The organism is Protofrankia symbiont of Coriaria ruscifolia (genome assembly GCF_900634745.1).
In the GTDB taxonomy this organism is placed as follows: domain Bacteria; phylum Actinomycetota; class Actinomycetes; order Frankiales; family Frankiaceae; genus Protofrankia; species Protofrankia californiensis.
On record NZ_CAAAFR010000107.1, the window covers coordinates 15137 to 29943 of the forward strand.

12 protein-coding genes are annotated in these 14807 nt (G+C 69.1%); 4 read left to right on the forward strand and 8 right to left on the reverse strand.

The annotated features are described in order from the left end of the window. Nucleotides 1–136 precede the first annotated feature (136 nt). Nucleotides 137–1837 carry an AMP-binding protein gene (locus CV1CTNOD_RS13440; protein WP_131786443.1) on the reverse strand — a complete coding sequence of 567 codons (1701 nt, stop codon included), beginning with the start codon at nt 1835–1837 and terminating at the stop codon, nt 137–139. 216 nt (nt 1838–2053) lie between these two features. Between CV1CTNOD_RS13440 and CV1CTNOD_RS13445 the strand changes: the two genes are divergently transcribed. Continuing rightward, entirely contained in the window at nt 2054–2872 is an 819-nt protein-coding gene (locus CV1CTNOD_RS13445; RefSeq protein ID WP_131786444.1) for a LuxR C-terminal-related transcriptional regulator, read from the forward strand. Between the two features lie 80 nt (nt 2873–2952). On the opposite strand, the gene CV1CTNOD_RS13450 is transcribed toward CV1CTNOD_RS13445, so the two are convergent. From CV1CTNOD_RS13450 to CV1CTNOD_RS13480, 6 genes are all read right to left on the reverse strand, one after another. Next, nucleotides 2953–4065: an NDMA-dependent alcohol dehydrogenase gene (locus CV1CTNOD_RS13450; RefSeq protein WP_131786445.1), complete on the reverse strand. Its 1113-nt coding sequence runs from the start codon at nt 4063–4065 to the stop codon at nt 2953–2955. Nucleotides 4066–4087: 22 nt separating this feature from the next. Further along, nucleotides 4088–5584 carry an aldehyde dehydrogenase family protein gene (locus tag CV1CTNOD_RS13455; RefSeq protein ID WP_131786446.1) on the reverse strand — a complete coding sequence of 499 codons (1497 nt, stop codon included), beginning with the start codon at nt 5582–5584 and terminating at the stop codon, nt 4088–4090. A 94-nt stretch (nt 5585–5678) separates the two neighbouring features. Continuing rightward, entirely contained in the window at nt 5679–7361 is a 1683-nt protein-coding gene (locus CV1CTNOD_RS13460; protein WP_131786447.1) for a sigma-54-dependent Fis family transcriptional regulator, read from the reverse strand. Between the two features lie 268 nt (nt 7362–7629). Further along, entirely contained in the window at nt 7630–7911 is a 282-nt protein-coding gene (locus CV1CTNOD_RS13465) for a transposase family protein (protein ID WP_131786448.1), read from the reverse strand. 422 nt (nt 7912–8333) lie between these two features. Beyond that, nucleotides 8334–8723 (reverse strand): class I SAM-dependent methyltransferase, encoded by a 390-nt coding sequence (locus CV1CTNOD_RS13475; RefSeq protein ID WP_131786449.1) that lies wholly within the window; start codon nt 8721–8723, stop codon nt 8334–8336. Continuing rightward, nucleotides 8720–10312 carry an MFS transporter gene (locus tag CV1CTNOD_RS13480; RefSeq protein WP_131786450.1) on the reverse strand — a complete coding sequence of 531 codons (1593 nt, stop codon included), beginning with the start codon at nt 10310–10312 and terminating at the stop codon, nt 8720–8722. Before CV1CTNOD_RS13480 ends, CV1CTNOD_RS13475 begins: the two co-directional genes overlap by 4 nt. 168 nt (nt 10313–10480) lie before the next feature. Between CV1CTNOD_RS13480 and CV1CTNOD_RS13485 the strand changes: the two genes are divergently transcribed. Both CV1CTNOD_RS13485 and CV1CTNOD_RS13490 read left to right on the forward strand, forming a co-directional pair. Continuing rightward, nucleotides 10481–11182, forward strand: coding sequence for a TetR family transcriptional regulator (locus CV1CTNOD_RS13485; protein ID WP_131786451.1), 702 nt, complete (start codon nt 10481–10483; stop codon nt 11180–11182). 165 nt (nt 11183–11347) lie between these two features. Next, the gene (locus CV1CTNOD_RS13490) at nt 11348–14077 is read left to right on the forward strand and encodes a SpoIIE family protein phosphatase (protein ID WP_207386414.1); all 2730 of its coding nucleotides are present in this window, start codon (nt 11348–11350) and stop codon (nt 14075–14077) included. On the opposite strand, the gene CV1CTNOD_RS13495 is transcribed toward CV1CTNOD_RS13490, so the two are convergent. After that, a complete protein-coding gene (locus tag CV1CTNOD_RS13495) occupies nt 14064–14327 on the reverse strand; it encodes an LLM class flavin-dependent oxidoreductase (protein WP_131786453.1) in 264 nt (87 codons plus the stop codon). The two genes, CV1CTNOD_RS13490 and CV1CTNOD_RS13495, sit on opposite strands and share 14 nt — an antisense overlap. 24 nt (nt 14328–14351) lie before the next feature. Between CV1CTNOD_RS13495 and CV1CTNOD_RS27855 the strand changes: the two genes are divergently transcribed. Next, on the forward strand, nt 14352–14633 hold the full coding sequence (locus tag CV1CTNOD_RS27855) for a reverse transcriptase N-terminal domain-containing protein (protein ID WP_131786454.1): 282 nt from the start codon (nt 14352–14354) through the stop codon (nt 14631–14633). The last annotated feature ends 174 nt before the right edge of the window (nt 14634–14807 follow it).

The window sequence follows — 14807 nt, forward strand, 5'->3', positions numbered from 1 at the left end:
TGCCTGCGGGCCGGTCGGTGACCGGCCCGCAGGTGTTCACCCGCCTGCGCGGCGCGTCCTTCCAGAAAGGGCAGCATGGACGCCGCCGTGCATCCGACGACGGCGCCCACATGCGGAACCACGCCCTTGGCGGATCTCAGCTCTTCAAGTCTGGGAACTGCTCGTCCCGCCATTCGGCGTCGTTGCCGCCTGTCGCGGCGAGGTCGTTCTCGCGCGCACGGAGCTCGACGCGGCGGATCTTGCCCGAGATCGTCTTCGGCAGTTCGAAGAACTCGAGCCGCCGGACGCGCTGGTACGGAGCGAGGTGCTCGCGGGCGTAGCGCAGGATCGACCACGCCGTCTCCTTTGTCGGCTCGTGCCCGGGCGCCAGGGCGATGTAGGCCTTGGGCACGGCCAGCCGCACCGGGTCGGGGGCGGGGACCACGGCGGCCTCGGCCACCGCCGGGTGCTCGAGGAGCACCGACTCCAGCTCGAACGGGCTGATCTTGTAGTCGCTGGCCTTGAACACATCGTCGGTACGGCCGATGTAGGTGATGTACCCGTCGGCGTCGATGCTGGCCACGTCACCCGTGTGGTAGTAACCCCCGGCCATCGCCTCCGCGTTGCGCTCGGGATCGTCCCGGTACCCGGTCATCAGCGGCAGCGGCTGGCGCGCGAGGTCCAGGCAGATCTCGCCCTCGCCCGGTTGTGTCAGCCGGCGCCCGCTGGTCGGGTCCACCAGCACCACTGGAACGCCGGGAAGGGGCCGGCCCATCGACCCCGGGCGCACCTCGGAACCGGGGGTGTTGCCCACCTGGGCGGTGGTCTCGGTCTGCCCGAATCCGTCGCGGATAGTCAGTCCCCATGCCCGCCGGATCTGCTCGATCACCTCCGGGTTGAGCGGCTCACCGGCACCGACCGCCTCCCGCAGGGCGCTGGGGCGCTCACTAAGGTCGGCGTTGATCAGCATCCGCCATACCGTTGGCGGCGCACAGAACGAGGACACCCCCCACTCGCGCAGGTGCTTCAACAGAGCCGCCGCGTCGAACCGCCGGTAGTTGTAGACGAAGATCGTTGCCTCGGCGATCCACGGCGCGAAGAAGCACGACCAGGCGTGCTTCGCCCATCCCGGCGACGAGATGTTCAGGTGGACATCGCCCGGCCGCAGCCCGAGGAAGTACATTGTGGACAGGTGGCCGGCCGGATAGGAGACCTGCGTGTGCTCGACCAGTTTGGGCCGTGACGTCGTGCCCGAGGTGAGGTACAGCAGCAGCGGGTCGCCCGGTGCCGTGCCCGGGTGCGCGACCGGCACGTGCTCCAGCTCCGCGGCGCCTCGCAGGTCGGCCCACCCCTCGGCCTTCCCCACGCTGATCCGCGTGTAGTCCCCGGGGACCTCGGCGAACTTCCCGGTGTCCGCGGCGTTGCAGACGACATGCCGGGCGCGGCCGCGGGCGATCCTCTCGACGAGGTCCGCCGACCCGACCGCCGTCGTGGTCGGCATGATCACCGCACCCAGCTTCATGACCGCCAGCATGGCCTCCCACATCTCGACCTGGTTGCCGAGCATCAGCACGACCGGGTCACCCTTGCGGACGCCGCGGGCGGCCAGCCAGGCCGCCAGGCGATCCGAGGCACGGGACATCTCGGCGAAGGTGCGCTGTGTCGCGGACCCGTCCTCCTCCACGAGCACCAGCGCCGGGCGGTCGTTGCCGCGGGCGATCGCGTCGAACCAGTCCACCGCCCAGTTGAACCGCTCGCCCAGCTCGGGCCAGCGGAACTCGGCCACGGCACGGAGGTGATCGCCGCATAATGCCAGCAACTGGTCCCGGCTCGCCCGGTAGGCGTCGGTCACGTTCACCGTGCATTCCTTCCTTCCGTCAACTCGGTCACGTTCACCGTGCATTCCTTCCGTCAACAAGGTGGGCGCTTTCCTGAGAGCGTGCGGCTTCGACCGAGTGCCCGTATACCCACGCATGGGGGTAGCTGCGTTGACTCGCACCCGTTATCTGCGAAACTGAACCGCACCGGCTCCTCGCAGGCCATGGCGTGCCTGCACCGACAGCGGGGAGGGTGCATGGACGACGGCGTCGCGGTGCACCAGACGATCGACAGGTTGCTGCCGGAGCGGCTGCAACGGCTGCGGCAGCTCAGCGGGGTGCCGGTCGTCTTCGGCGGGACCACCCGCCGCGGCGTCGCAGGATCGCAGCAGCTGCTGCTCAGCCGCCTGCTAGGGACCTTCGGCACCTCGCTGCACGGTCTGGTGGTGCGGCCCGGCCTGGGACTCGGCGGCAGTGTACTGTGCCACGGCATCACCCGCCGTGTCGATGACTATGCCACAACGACCGACATCACCCACGAATACGACCACATGGTCGTGCAGGAGGAGCGCCTCACGTCGGTGTTCGCCGTGCCGGTGGTCGTGCGCGGCGCAGTCCGGAGCGTCCTTTATGGAGCGGTTCGCGACCGCCGGCCGATCGGAGACCGCGCGCTGCGTGCCTCCGAAGTGCTCGCCAGGCAACTGCAGCAGGACGTGGAGAATCTGCTGCAGCCAAGCCCCGAGCCGGCACTCCGCCGGTCCCTCGGTGCGCTCGCCGAACTCGCTGAGGTCATCAGAGACACCGTCGACCCCGGTCTCCGCGCGCGCCTGGTCCGCATTCACCGAGAACTCTCGGGAGCGCCAGATTCCGCGACCGGCGGGGGGAAGACGCTGGCTCCGCGTGAGATCGACGCACTGCGTCTCGTCGCGGTGGGAGCGACCAATGTGGAGATCGCCGCGCGACTCGGCCTGAGCCCGGAAACCGTCAAGGCCTACCTGCGCGCGGCCATGCGCAAGCTCGAGGTGCGAAACCGCACGGCCGCGGTCCACGCCGCGCGCCAGGCGGGCATCCTGTAGAAGAACCCGTTGTCGTGCAATAAGAGAAAACCGGTATGCCCGGCTGCGGCAGCTGGGCACACCGGTGGCTTAGGACCCGTTCAGTGCTCGTGCACGACGACGCCACGGATGAGGCGGCCCTCGACGAGATCCTGGTAGCCCTGGTTGACCTCGTCGAGCCGGTACCTCTGCGTGACGAGCTCGTCGAGCTTGAGGTGCCCGCTGGTGTAGAGGTCGAGCAGCTTCGGGATGTCGTACTGCGGGTTGCTGCTGCCGAACAGGCTTCCCCTGATCGTCTTTTCCCACAGGGTGAGTACCGCCCCGGACACGTGCACGGTCAGCTTAGCGGGGTCGGCCAGGCCGGTGACCACGACGGTGCCGCCCTTGCCGATGATGTCGAACGCGGCGGACACCACGTTTTCGTCGACGGTGCCGACCAGGACCAGCGCCTGGTCTGCGCCCTGCCCCTTGGTCAGCTCCGTCACCGCGGCCTGCGCCTCCTCGGCCGTCGCGAACGCATGCGTCGCGCCCAGCTTCAGCGCGGTGTCCCGCTTGAACACGACCGGGTCGACCACCACGACGTTCTTGGCGCCTGCGAGCGCGGCACCCTGCACGGTGTTGATGCCGACCCCGCCGACCCCGTAGATCACCGTGGTGTCGCCGGGGCGCACCCCGCCTGTGTAGGTTGCGGTGCCCCACCCGGTGGGCACGCCGCAGCCGACCAGCACGGCGGTCTCCAGCGGCAGGGACGGATCGACCTTGACAAGCGAACGCTCAGAGAGGGTGGCGTACTGCGAGAACGTACCCAGCATGCACATGGCGCCGAAGTCCTCGCCGCCGGAGTGGAACCGGAACGAGCCGTCGGGCATCGAGCCCTCTAAGATTGTCGCGCCCATGTCACACAGGTTCTGTCGGCCCGTAGAGCAGTAGCGGCAGTACCCGCAGTTCGGGATCATGCTGCACACCACGTGGTCGCCCGGCTTGACCTTGGTTACCCCGGGGCCGACCTCCTCGATGATGCCGGCGCCCTCGTGCCCGCCGACGATCGGGAAGCGCGGCGGCAGGTCCCCGTCGGACAGGTGCAGGTCGGAATGGCACATTCCGGCCGCCACGTAGCGGATCAGGACCTCCCCCTCGCCCGGACCGTCCAGGTCAAGCTCGACGATCTCGAACGGCTTGTGGAAACCGGTCAGCACCGCGGCTTTCGTCTTCATGAATACTTCCTTCACTCGTTGGTCAGAGCTGGACGTTGATGGCCTTGGTCTGGGTGTAGAGGTCCAACGCGGCCTCGCCGAGCTCGCGTCCCCACCCGGACTGCTTGTAACCGCCAAACGGGATCGCGGCGTCGAACGCGTTGTAGGAGTTGATCCACACACTGCCGGCCTTGAGTTGCTTGGCCAGCCGGTGCGCCCTGGAGATGTCCCTGGTCCAGATCCCGGCCGCCAGCCCGAATTCGGAGTTGTTCGCGTCGGCGACCGGACCGTCCGCCGCACTGAACGGCAACGCCGCCACGACCGGGCCGAAGATCTCCTCCCGCACGACGCTCATGTCGTCGCGGACATCGACCAGCACGGTCGGCTCGACGTAGTACCCGGTGTCGCCGATGCGCCTGCCGCCGGTCAGGGCCCGCGCACCGTCGGCCCGCCCCTGATCGAGGTAACCGGTCACCCGGTCCAGCTGCTCCTGGGACACCAGCGGCCCCAGCTGCGAGGTCGGATCGAGGCCCGGGCCGACCTTGACCTGGCTGGCGAACTCGGCGACGCCCTGCGTGAATTCCTCGAAGATCGAGTCCTCGACGAACAGCCGTGTGCCGGCCACACAGCACTGGCCGTGGTTGAACAGCCAGGCATTCGCCGAACCCGCGATCGCGGACTCCAGATCGGCGTCGGCGAAGACGATGTTGGGGCTTTTTCCGCCGAGCTCCAGGGACACCTTCTTCAGGTTCCCCCTCGCAGCCCCGACAATCTTCTTGCCGACTTCGGTGGAACCCGTGAAAGCGATCTTGTCGACGTCGTCGTGCGCGGCCAGCGCGGCGCCCGCGTCACCGAACCCCGTGACGATGTTGACGACGCCCGCAGGGAAGCCGAGTTCGCAGAAGATCTCCCCGAGCAGCAGGGCGGTCAGCGGCGTCTGCTCGGCGGGCTTGAGCACGACGGTGTTACCGGTGGCCAGCGCGGGCGCGATCTTCCATGTGGCCATCAGCAGAGGGAAGTTCCACGGAACGATCTGCCCGCACACGCCGACCGGCTCGCGCAGGGTGTAGGCGTGCCATTCGGAACCCGGCAGCCACGGCACCGACGGAGTGATGGTCCGGCCCTCGATCTTCGTGGCCCAGCCCGCGTAGTAGTGGAACACGTTGGCCGACCACACCACGTCCACCGCCTGGGCGATGGCCGCCGACTTACCGTTGTCGATGGACTCCAGCTGGCCGAACTCCTCGGCCCGCGCCAGCAGCGCGTCACCGACCTTCCACAGCAGGCTCTGCCGCTGGCTGGGGGTGAACCGGCTCCACGGTCCCTCGAAGGCGCGGCGCGCCGCCGCCACCGCGCGGTCGATGTCGGTGGCATCCCCGTGCGCGACCTCGGTGATCCGCTCGCCGGTCGCCGGATCGTAAGTCGGGAACGTGCGCCCCGAAGCCGCCGCGACCCACTCGCCGCCGATCAGCAGCCGCTTGTCCGTCGAGACGAACGTCCGCACCGAGTCCAACACCGGCGTGTCCGCTACCGTTGTCACCCGTACCTCCTCGTACCGCAACACGAATGTGACGTGGGTCATTCTGGGCCGGGTGCTCGCGCGGTAACTGTGCAAATCCCGGACAGTACCGGAGTTACGGGCCGGTGATTCCCAGGCTTCGCATGCGGTTGTAAAGTGTGGAGCGGCTGATCCCCAGGTGTTCGGCGGCGTGCACCTTGTTGCCGCCGAACGCGTGCAGCGCCTTGATGATCGCGTCGTGCTCGGCCTGTTCCCAGGCGCTCAACCGGTGGGAGATCGCGTGCTCCCGGTACGCGGCCGGGAGGTCGCCTGGCACGATGTCGCCGGCCGAGCGGGCCTGCGCAGCAGCTCGCACCACGGCTTCCAACTCGCGCAGATTCCCAGGCCAGAGTTGGCTCTCGAGCAGGCGCAGGGCTTGCGGTGCGAAACGCGACGAGGCGCCGGGATTGCAGGCGGCCAGCATCGTCCGGGCCAGCGCGGGCACCTCGTTGCGGCGGCAGCGCAGCGGAGGCAGCTCCACTCTGGCCACGAACCGCGCCATCAGACCGGCGTGCTCGGCGGCCAGATCCGCCGGGGGCGCACCGGTCACCGCCACCCAGCTGTTCGAGTCGTCCAAGGCGTGGGCCAGCCAGACGGCCAGGGGGGGCGAGAGCAGGTGGACCGACTCCACCGCGACCAGCCCAGGATGCGTGGCCAGCAACCGCTCCAACCGCGCGCACCAGTTGCCCTCGTCGGCCACCGGCACGTCGGCGGCGTCCATCAGGGCGACCGGCTCGTCCCCGGCCAGGTAGCGCACGCTGGTGGTCCGGCCGGTGCCGGGCTCGCCGGAGATCGATACCCGGCTCCGGGACAAGCGGTACTCCCGCAGTTCCCGCTCGACGGCCGCCGGCAGCACGCCGGCGGCGATGTGTTGCTTACGGGGAACCGGGCGGCGCGTGGCCTCGACGGGGAAGATCTCGAACAGCGCGCCCGAGGACCCGGCGATCCGCTCGACCCGGACGTCGACCATGGTGCCCGAGGCGAGCCGCAGCGACTGTGGCGCGTTCCTGGTCGTCCCGGCTTGCGACATGAGTTCGCGGAGCAGCATGTAGTCGGCCGCGTCCAGGATTTCGGCAGCCGCGGCGCTCGCCAGCACCACGCCGTCGCCGAGCGCGAGAACCGGGGACGCGCGGTGCTGCGCGGCCTGGAACGCGGCGAACAGCCGCCGATCGGCCTCGCGCGCACCGTCCAGCAGCCGTCGCTCTATGTCGCCGACCGCACGGCGCAGGAACGGCCCCAGCAGTGGGGTCGACTCCCTGGACAGGCAGGTTATGTCCAGCACGCCCTCGATGCGGCGGGTCACCGGGTGCAGGATCGGGTGGCCATAGCACGTGAACTTCTTGAACGCATCGAGGTAGTGCTCGGGGCCATGCACCGCTATCCCCTTGCGCAGCTCGAAAGGCGTGGCAATGGCGTTGGTCCCGGTGTTCTTCTCGACGAACCGGCAGCCCACCCCTATACCGATACCGTCGACCACACGCTCGACCGATCGCGTGCCGAACCGGCGACTGACGATGCGCGAGTCGCGGTCGGCGAGCACGACGCAGAAGCCGGTATCGGCCAGATGCAGGGCGATCTCGTCGAGGACCGGAGTCGCTGCGCGCATCAGGCGGCTACGCCGGTCGATGTCGGCGACCGTCAACCGGTCGACCGTCTGTGCCGGGTTGAGGCCGTAGAGCTCGGCGCGCCGCCACGACTGCGCGATCTCCGGCCGCGAGGGTTGCGCGCCCCGCCGGTCGTGCGTGACGTCGGGAGGCATCGACACTGCTCACCCCCGATGTCCAGCCGTTTCGTCGCATTGTCGGGTCCTCCGGGGGGTATGTCGACACCCCCGTTCGGGGGTAGCCTGCATGGCGCACCGCCGCTCGTTCCAGCTAGAAACCGGGTTGGACGCGCCGGTCCCGTCCCGGCGTCCCGGCATTGCGGCATTGCGGCGCCTTCTGGTCGATGAGAGCGCCCACCCGCCGGCCGACCCGACCGTCGAGCAACGAACATGGGCCAGCACTGAGCCTTTTCCATCTTGATTGCTACCGGCCGTCGGTCTCCAGCACGAAGACGGCCTGAGCGAAAGCGCCGACCCGGCGGGGACAGGCACGGAACCGATCGAAGACATGCCAGTTCTTCAGGGTCGCGAACCCACGCTCACCATTGGCCCTGATCTTCGCGTGGCCACGGTTGGCGTCCTGATATCCCTCGGGTAGGTCCCGGCCCTTGTACGGGACGAGGAGCATCTCACCCTCCCCGCCGACGTAGCCCTTGTCGACGAACAGGTACAGCGCGGCCCGCGACGATGGGGCCTGTAAGAACAACGGATCCTGCTCTCATGAACATCTCTCACCGTCCGTCACCACCGAAATCTTGGCAGAGCCGCTAACGTGTCAGACCCGCCGTTCGCTCCGCCGGGCCGGAGTTGGCCGATCTGCGCAGCCGCGGCCCTGTATCACTACACGACCTGCGGCTCGCACGGTAGGTCCGAACGGGTGGGCTGGGAGTTGTTCAGACCGACCTTGCAAATTCGGTGGATCATGAATCTTGGGCGGGACTGGCAGGGTGCACTCCGTCGGGCCAGTCAGCGCCCGTAGACGGAGATGTGGTTGCGGTTCGTCGAAGTGAACGGCTGTCGTTCCCAGCCGCCCCAACGGTGCCTTTGGCCGTAGTCCGGCGATGCGAGCCATCAGGTCGAGTTCGCTCGGCCAAGCGTAGCGGGTGACGACCGGGAAGACGCGTACGCCTACCGGGTACAGCACCATGTGGCTCTCGTCGAGTCGCTGGGTGACAGGGGTCGTCGCGCAGCCGGGTCAGGAAGGTCGGGACGAATGCTTCCACGACGAACAGCCCGTCGTCGGTGAGGTGGCGGGCCACGTTCTCGAAGCAGCGGACCTGGTCGTCCTGGGTCAACAGGTGGAACATCGTGGAACATCGTGTTGAACACGATGAAGATCAGCCGGTAGATGTCCTCAACGGGAACGTCAGCGAAGTCGCCCATCGTGATGTTCACGTTCTCGCCGGTGGGTTTGGCGCGCAGCTTGGCGACCATCGCGGGCGACAGGTCGACGCCGTCGACGCGGGTGCCTGTGGCCACCGGCGGGAGGGCGATACGTCCGGCGGTCGGTCGGCTCACATGTGGACCGCGGCGGCAGCGCCGGTCTTGGGGACGCCGGGGCGAACGAGCAGCCCGCAGATGATCGCGCCGGCGGCGAAGATGGCGGCCGCCCAGGCGAAGGCGGTCGTGTAGCTGTGGACAGCGGCGTGGGCGAGGACCTCGGCGGTGGGGGTCTTGCCGTGCAGGTAGCTGCTGGTGGCGCTGGCGGCGATCGTGCTCAGCAGGGCGGTGCCGATCGAACCGCCGACCTGCTGCCCGACGTTAGCGGTGGCTGAGGCGACGCCGGCGTCGTGGGGCTCGATTCCGCTGGTGGCGGTGCTCATTGCGGGCGCCATGGACAGGCCCATACCGAGGCCCATGATCACCAGCGGTGACAGGATGTCGGTCGCATAGGTGCTGTGGACGTTCAGGGCTGTGAGCCAGAGCATCCCGCCGGCCGCGGCGAGCATGCCGAGGCTGATCAGGGGGCGGGGGCCGACGCGGGGCAGCAGAAGGCTGCTGGCGATGGTAGAGGTGATCATTGCCCCGCCGACCATCGGGAGGAACGCCAGGCCGGTGCTGACCGGGGAGAAACCGAGGTTCTGCTGGAGGTAGTAGGTGAGGAACAGGAAGATCCCGAACATTCCCACACCGGCCATGAAGACGGTCAGGTAGGAGCCGGCACGGTTGCGGTCGATCAGGACGCGCATGGGGAGGAGCGGATGGGCGACCCGGGTCTGCAGGGCCACGAACACGGCGACCAGCACGACGCCGGCAAGCAGGAAGGCCCAGGTGCCGGGGGCGGACCAGGAGTGGGTTTCGGCGTTGGCGAAGCCGTAGACCAGGCTGAACAGTCCGGCGGAGACGGTGATCGTGCCAAGCAGGTCGAGCTTGGGTCGCTCGTCCGACGGCGTGTGGTGCAGCAGGGCGGTGCCGCCGGCGAGCGCGACCACGGCGAAGATCAGGTTGACGTACATGCACCAGCGCCAGTCGAGGTACTCGGTGAGCAGGCCGCCGAGCAGCAGGCCGACGGCGCCGCCGGTGCCCGCGATCGCGCCGTAGATGCCGAACGCGCGGGCACGTTCCCGCGGCTCGGTGAAGGTCGTGGTGAGCAGCGACAGGACGGCCGGCGCCAGGAGCGCGCCGAACAGGCCCTGCGCGGCGCGGGCAACCACCAACATCCCGAAGCTTGTGGCGGCGCCGCCGACGGCGGAGGCCGCGGCGAAGCCGGCGAGCCCGACCAGCAGCGTCCTCTTGCGGCCGAACAGGTCGGCGATCCGCCCGCCGAGCAGCAGCAGACTGCCGAAGGCCAGGGCGTAGGCGGTGACCACCCACTGCCGCTGGTCGGTGGAGAAGCCCAGGTCGCGCTGCGCCGACGGGAGCGCGATGTTCACGATCGACACGTCGAGGATCACCATCAGCTGCGCGACGCCGAGGACCGCGAGGATCCACCAACGCCGGGCGTGGTGCGGGTTGTCCCCGTGCGCCGCGACCGATGCCCGGGAGCCGGGCAGCGTGGCCGCGCCGGGGGCCCCGACGGTGGGGGCGCCCCGGTCGTCGGTGTGGGTGTCTCGGGTGTGGGTGTCTCGGGTGTGGGTGTCTCGGGTGTGGGTCTTCGTCGTGCTCATCGTCGCCGTCCCCTCGAACGATCGGAGGTGGTGCCTCCGGTTTGCCGGAAGAGACGTTAGCACGAAACGGAGATGATCCCTCCAATTGGAGTATGCGACTCCGGTCACGATCCGGAGGAACTTCCTCCAACTGGAGGCTGGGACTCCGCCTCGTGTACCGTGACTGTCATGCCAGCTCCGCCCACACCTGCGGGGTCCGCATCGACAGGGTCCTCGACGGTGGCCGACAGACCCCTACGCCGGGATGCGGAACGCAACCGTCAGCGGATCCTCGCCGCCGCTCGGGAACTGTTCGCCCAGCGAGGGCTGGAGATCACGCTCGACGACATCGCCCACCACGCTGGGCTCGGGGTGGGCACCGTCTACCGCCGCTTCTCCAGCCGGGAGCATCTGGTCGAAGCCCTGTTCGAGGAAAAGATCGACCACGTGGTGAAGACTGCCGACGACGCTGTGCGCCAGGCCGACTCGTGGCAGGGCCTGATCGGCTTCCTGACCTCCATGGCGGAGCAGCTGGCCGGCGACCGCGGCCTGCACGAGATCGTGGTCAGCTCCGCGTACGGCCGGGACCGGATCGCGCGTGCGCGTGAGCGGATGATCCCCGTAGTCGGACAGCTCGTCGCGCGCGCCCAAGCCGACGGCTACCTGCGGGCGGACGTCGAGCCCACCGACATCGCGCTCATCCAGGTAATGATCGGCACGGTCGCCGAGTACAGCCAGCACGTACAGCCGCTGCTGTGGCGCCGCTACCTCACGATCATGCTCGACGGCCTGCGCCCCCACCGCGAGCGCCCGACCCCACTGCCCGAACCGGCGCTCGGCGAGGCTGGTCTCGACGAGGCAATGCGCCTCTGGCGGCCCGTGCGCCGCTGACCCCGCCGCCTACGGCTGGGTCAGCGGCGGGTTTGGGCACCACCTCGTCGAGACGGGACTGACTGGAAGATCCGCAGTAAAGATCAACTGTGATCGGCGAATGCAACAGTGCCTATGCGCCCCGGGGCAGGGTTTGGCCGGCAGGCCGTCGGGGATGGGCACAGTGTGTACGCCGCAGAGAACGCCGACCGGCTTGCGGTGGCGCGCGAACGCTTCCTGTCCGGCAACCCCGCGGGCAGGGTCGTACCCGTTTCGATCAGACAGTCCTGGCTACGCTGCCAGACCCGCGGGCTACCTCCCAGCGCGCCCGACATCCGGTACTACGCGGACACCGACACGGACTGCAGGCTCGTGCACGCCACCCGCCCTGTGCTCGACAACCTGGCGACCATGCTGTCCGGCATGGGGGTATCGATGGTCCTCACCGACGCGCGGGCGACGGTTCTCCAGCGTCGAGTCGACGAGCCGGCGCTGATACGGGCTTTGGACTCGCTGTCGTTGGCTCCCGGCTTCGGCTTCTCGGAGCGGTTGACCGGTACCAACGGAATGGGCACGGCACTGGAGGAGCGACGGTCCTGCTTCATCGTCGGCCACGAGCACTTCGCCGACTCGATGCAGTCGTTCGCCTGTGCCGGCGCACCCATCAGGGACCCCCTCAGCGGCCGCATCGAGGGCTGTCTGGACGTGACCTGCCTGGCGAGCGAGGCCGATGAGGCCATGCGCGGGATCGTCCAGGAATCGGTCAGAGCGATCGAACAGCGCATGCTCGATCAGGTCTCCGCCCGGGAACGCGCCCTGCTGAGGGCCTTCTTCCGGTCCGCCCGTGGCATGCCCGAGCCCTGGACCGGCACGGCGGCGGGCCGGCCCGGCCCAGCGTCCACCGCGTCGACAGCGATTTCGGGGGCGGTCCCGACCAACCGCCATGACCAGCTGCTACTCACGGAGAAGGCGGCGGAACTGATCTCGACCGGCAGGCCGGCCGTCGTCGGGGTGACGCTGTCCCGCGGGGAGAGCGCCGTCCTGCTGTGCCGGCCCGTGACCGGCACGTCCGGGGAGGCCGGCGCGGTCGTCGAGGCATGCCTCCCCGGCGCGGGGCGTGTCCACCTCGCCGATTCGACCTACCCGGTAGCGGTACCGGATGGGGGTATGCCGATGCCGGAGAGCGGCCGGCGGGAACCGGCGGAGGCGGTGGGCAGGAAGCTGCTGCTCGCGGGCGAGCCGACTGTCAGCCGGCTGGCCCTGGCCGCCCGACGGCGGCTCGGGCTGCTTTGTGAAGCCGGTGTCCGGATCGGTACGACGCTCGACGTCCGCCGGACCGCCGAGGAGCTCGTCGAGATGGCGGTCGGGGAGGTTGCCGACGTCGTCGCGGTGGACCTCGCCGATTCCGTCCTACGCGGGGAGGGTCCGGTTGTCAGGGACGGTTCGCTGCGCCGCGTGGCGCGATCAGCCACCGCCAGCGAACCTGGGCCCTTTTACCAGGTCGGGGAACTGGTCGCGTTCGCCCCGACCACCCCGCAGGCCCAGGCCGTCCTGACCGGGCAACCGGTGTTCGAGCCCGATCTGAGCACGGCAGTCAGCTGGCTGGTCCAGGATCCCGCCCGTGCCGGGGAGGTCATCGAGAAGGGTGCCCGCTCACTGATCACGGTTCCGTTGCGGGCGCGCGGCGCCGTTCTGGGAGTGGTCAGCTTCTATCGAACAAAGCAGTCCGGCCCCTTTGAGGAAGACGACCTCAGTCTGGCCGAGGAGCTGGTCTCCCGAGCGGCGGTGTCCATCGACAACGCCAGGCGCTTCACCGGGGAGCGCGCCCTGGCCCTCGCTCTGCAGCGCAGCCTGCTGCCCCGCACCCTGCCCGAGCAGAACGCGGTCGAAGTGGCGCACCGCTACCTGCCGGCGGAGTCCGATGTGGGCGGGGACTGGTACGACGTCATCCCGCTGTCGAGCCTGCGGGTCGCCCTGGTGGTCGGCGACGTCGTCGGTCACGGTATCCGCGCCGCCGCCACCATGGGTCGGTTACGGACCGCCGTCCACAACTTCGCCGTGCTGGACCTGCCACCGGACGAGCTGCTGACCCGGCTGGACGACCTGGTCGATCGGATCGACCAGGAGCAGGCCGCGGACGATGGGGACATCATCGGGGCCACCTGCCTGTACGCCATCTACGATCCGGTATCCCGCCGTGCAACCATGGCCCGCGCGGGGCATCCGCCGCCCGCGCTCGTCCATCCCGACGGGACCGTGGAATTCCCCGAGGTGCCCGCCGGACCACCACTCGGCCTCGGCGGCCAGCCCTTCGAGACGGCCGAACTCGACATTGCCGACGGCAGCCACCTGGTCCTCTACACCGACGGGCTGGTCGAGGACCGCGACATCGACGTCGGCCTCGGCCGGCTGGCCGCAGCCCTCGCCTGCCCCGCCGGCCGACCCGCGCAGATCTGTGACGCGGTGATGACCGCCGTACCGCCGGCTCACGCAGGGGACGATGTGGCCCTGCTTGTCGCCCGCACCCGCACCATCCCGACGAGTCAGGTCGTGCGCTGGGACCTCCCCTCCGAGCCGTCCGAGGTCCCGCGCCTGCGCGCCGCCAGCAGGAAGCGGCTGGCTGAGTGGAGCCTGGAAACCGTGGCCTTCACCACCGAGCTCATCCTCAGCGAGCTGATGACGAACGCCATCCGGCACGCATCCGGGCCGATCGAGGTACGCCTCCTGCGGGACCGCACGCTGATCAGTGAAGTCTCGGACGCCAGCAGCACCTCCCCCCACCTGCGACGCGCCAGCGCCACGGACGAGGGCGGGCGGGGCCTCTTCCTCGTCGCCCAACTGGCCAGGCGTTGGGGCACCCGATACACCGACCAGGGGAAGACCATCTGGGTAGAGCAGGAGCTCAGCCGATGGTGAGTCCTCGATCTACGAACATGATGGTGCCGTCGGCGAGTTCCCCGGCCACCCACAGCATCACCGGGCCGAGGGCTGCGACCAGTATCGGGGACAGCTGCGTGCCGGGCGCGTTCACCGCGCCGACGGCGGTCAGCGTCTCGCCGTCGTGAGTGACATTGTCCGGGCGACATGGTCGACCCCTCCGTCGACCACCGGGGGATAACTGGCCGGACACCAGCCCGGGTAGCTGGGCCTGAAAGGGCTCTGACATGGGCAGGTAAGCCGTTGAACACTGATGCTGATCAAAGCTTCAGAACCGAAGGGCAAATTGGACACCGTGACGGTGAACGGACCGGAGGACGTGCCGGACCGGGACGCCATCGGCTGGCGGACTCACGAGAGGAACGTACGGCGGCTGCGGCGGAGGATTTTCAAGGCGACGGGGGAACAGGACTGGGCCACGGTCCGGTCCCTGCAGAAGATTCGGAGTCGCGCCGACGACGACAGCGTGGGTCGTGCTCGCGTTCACGCTGCCCACCGCGGCGCTGGCGATCCCGCTGGAACCGGAAGCCGGTGAACTCCGATGCCGGGACTGGCTGACGGACGGGACGTCGACACATTACTCGATCATGCCTGGCTGGACGTCGAGACGGCGGACCTCGCCAAAGCAACAGACCCCCTCGACCTTGTCCAGGCCCGCCTCGCCCACGCCCGCGCCCACCGCGACCGCCCCGAGATCGCGATCCCCACC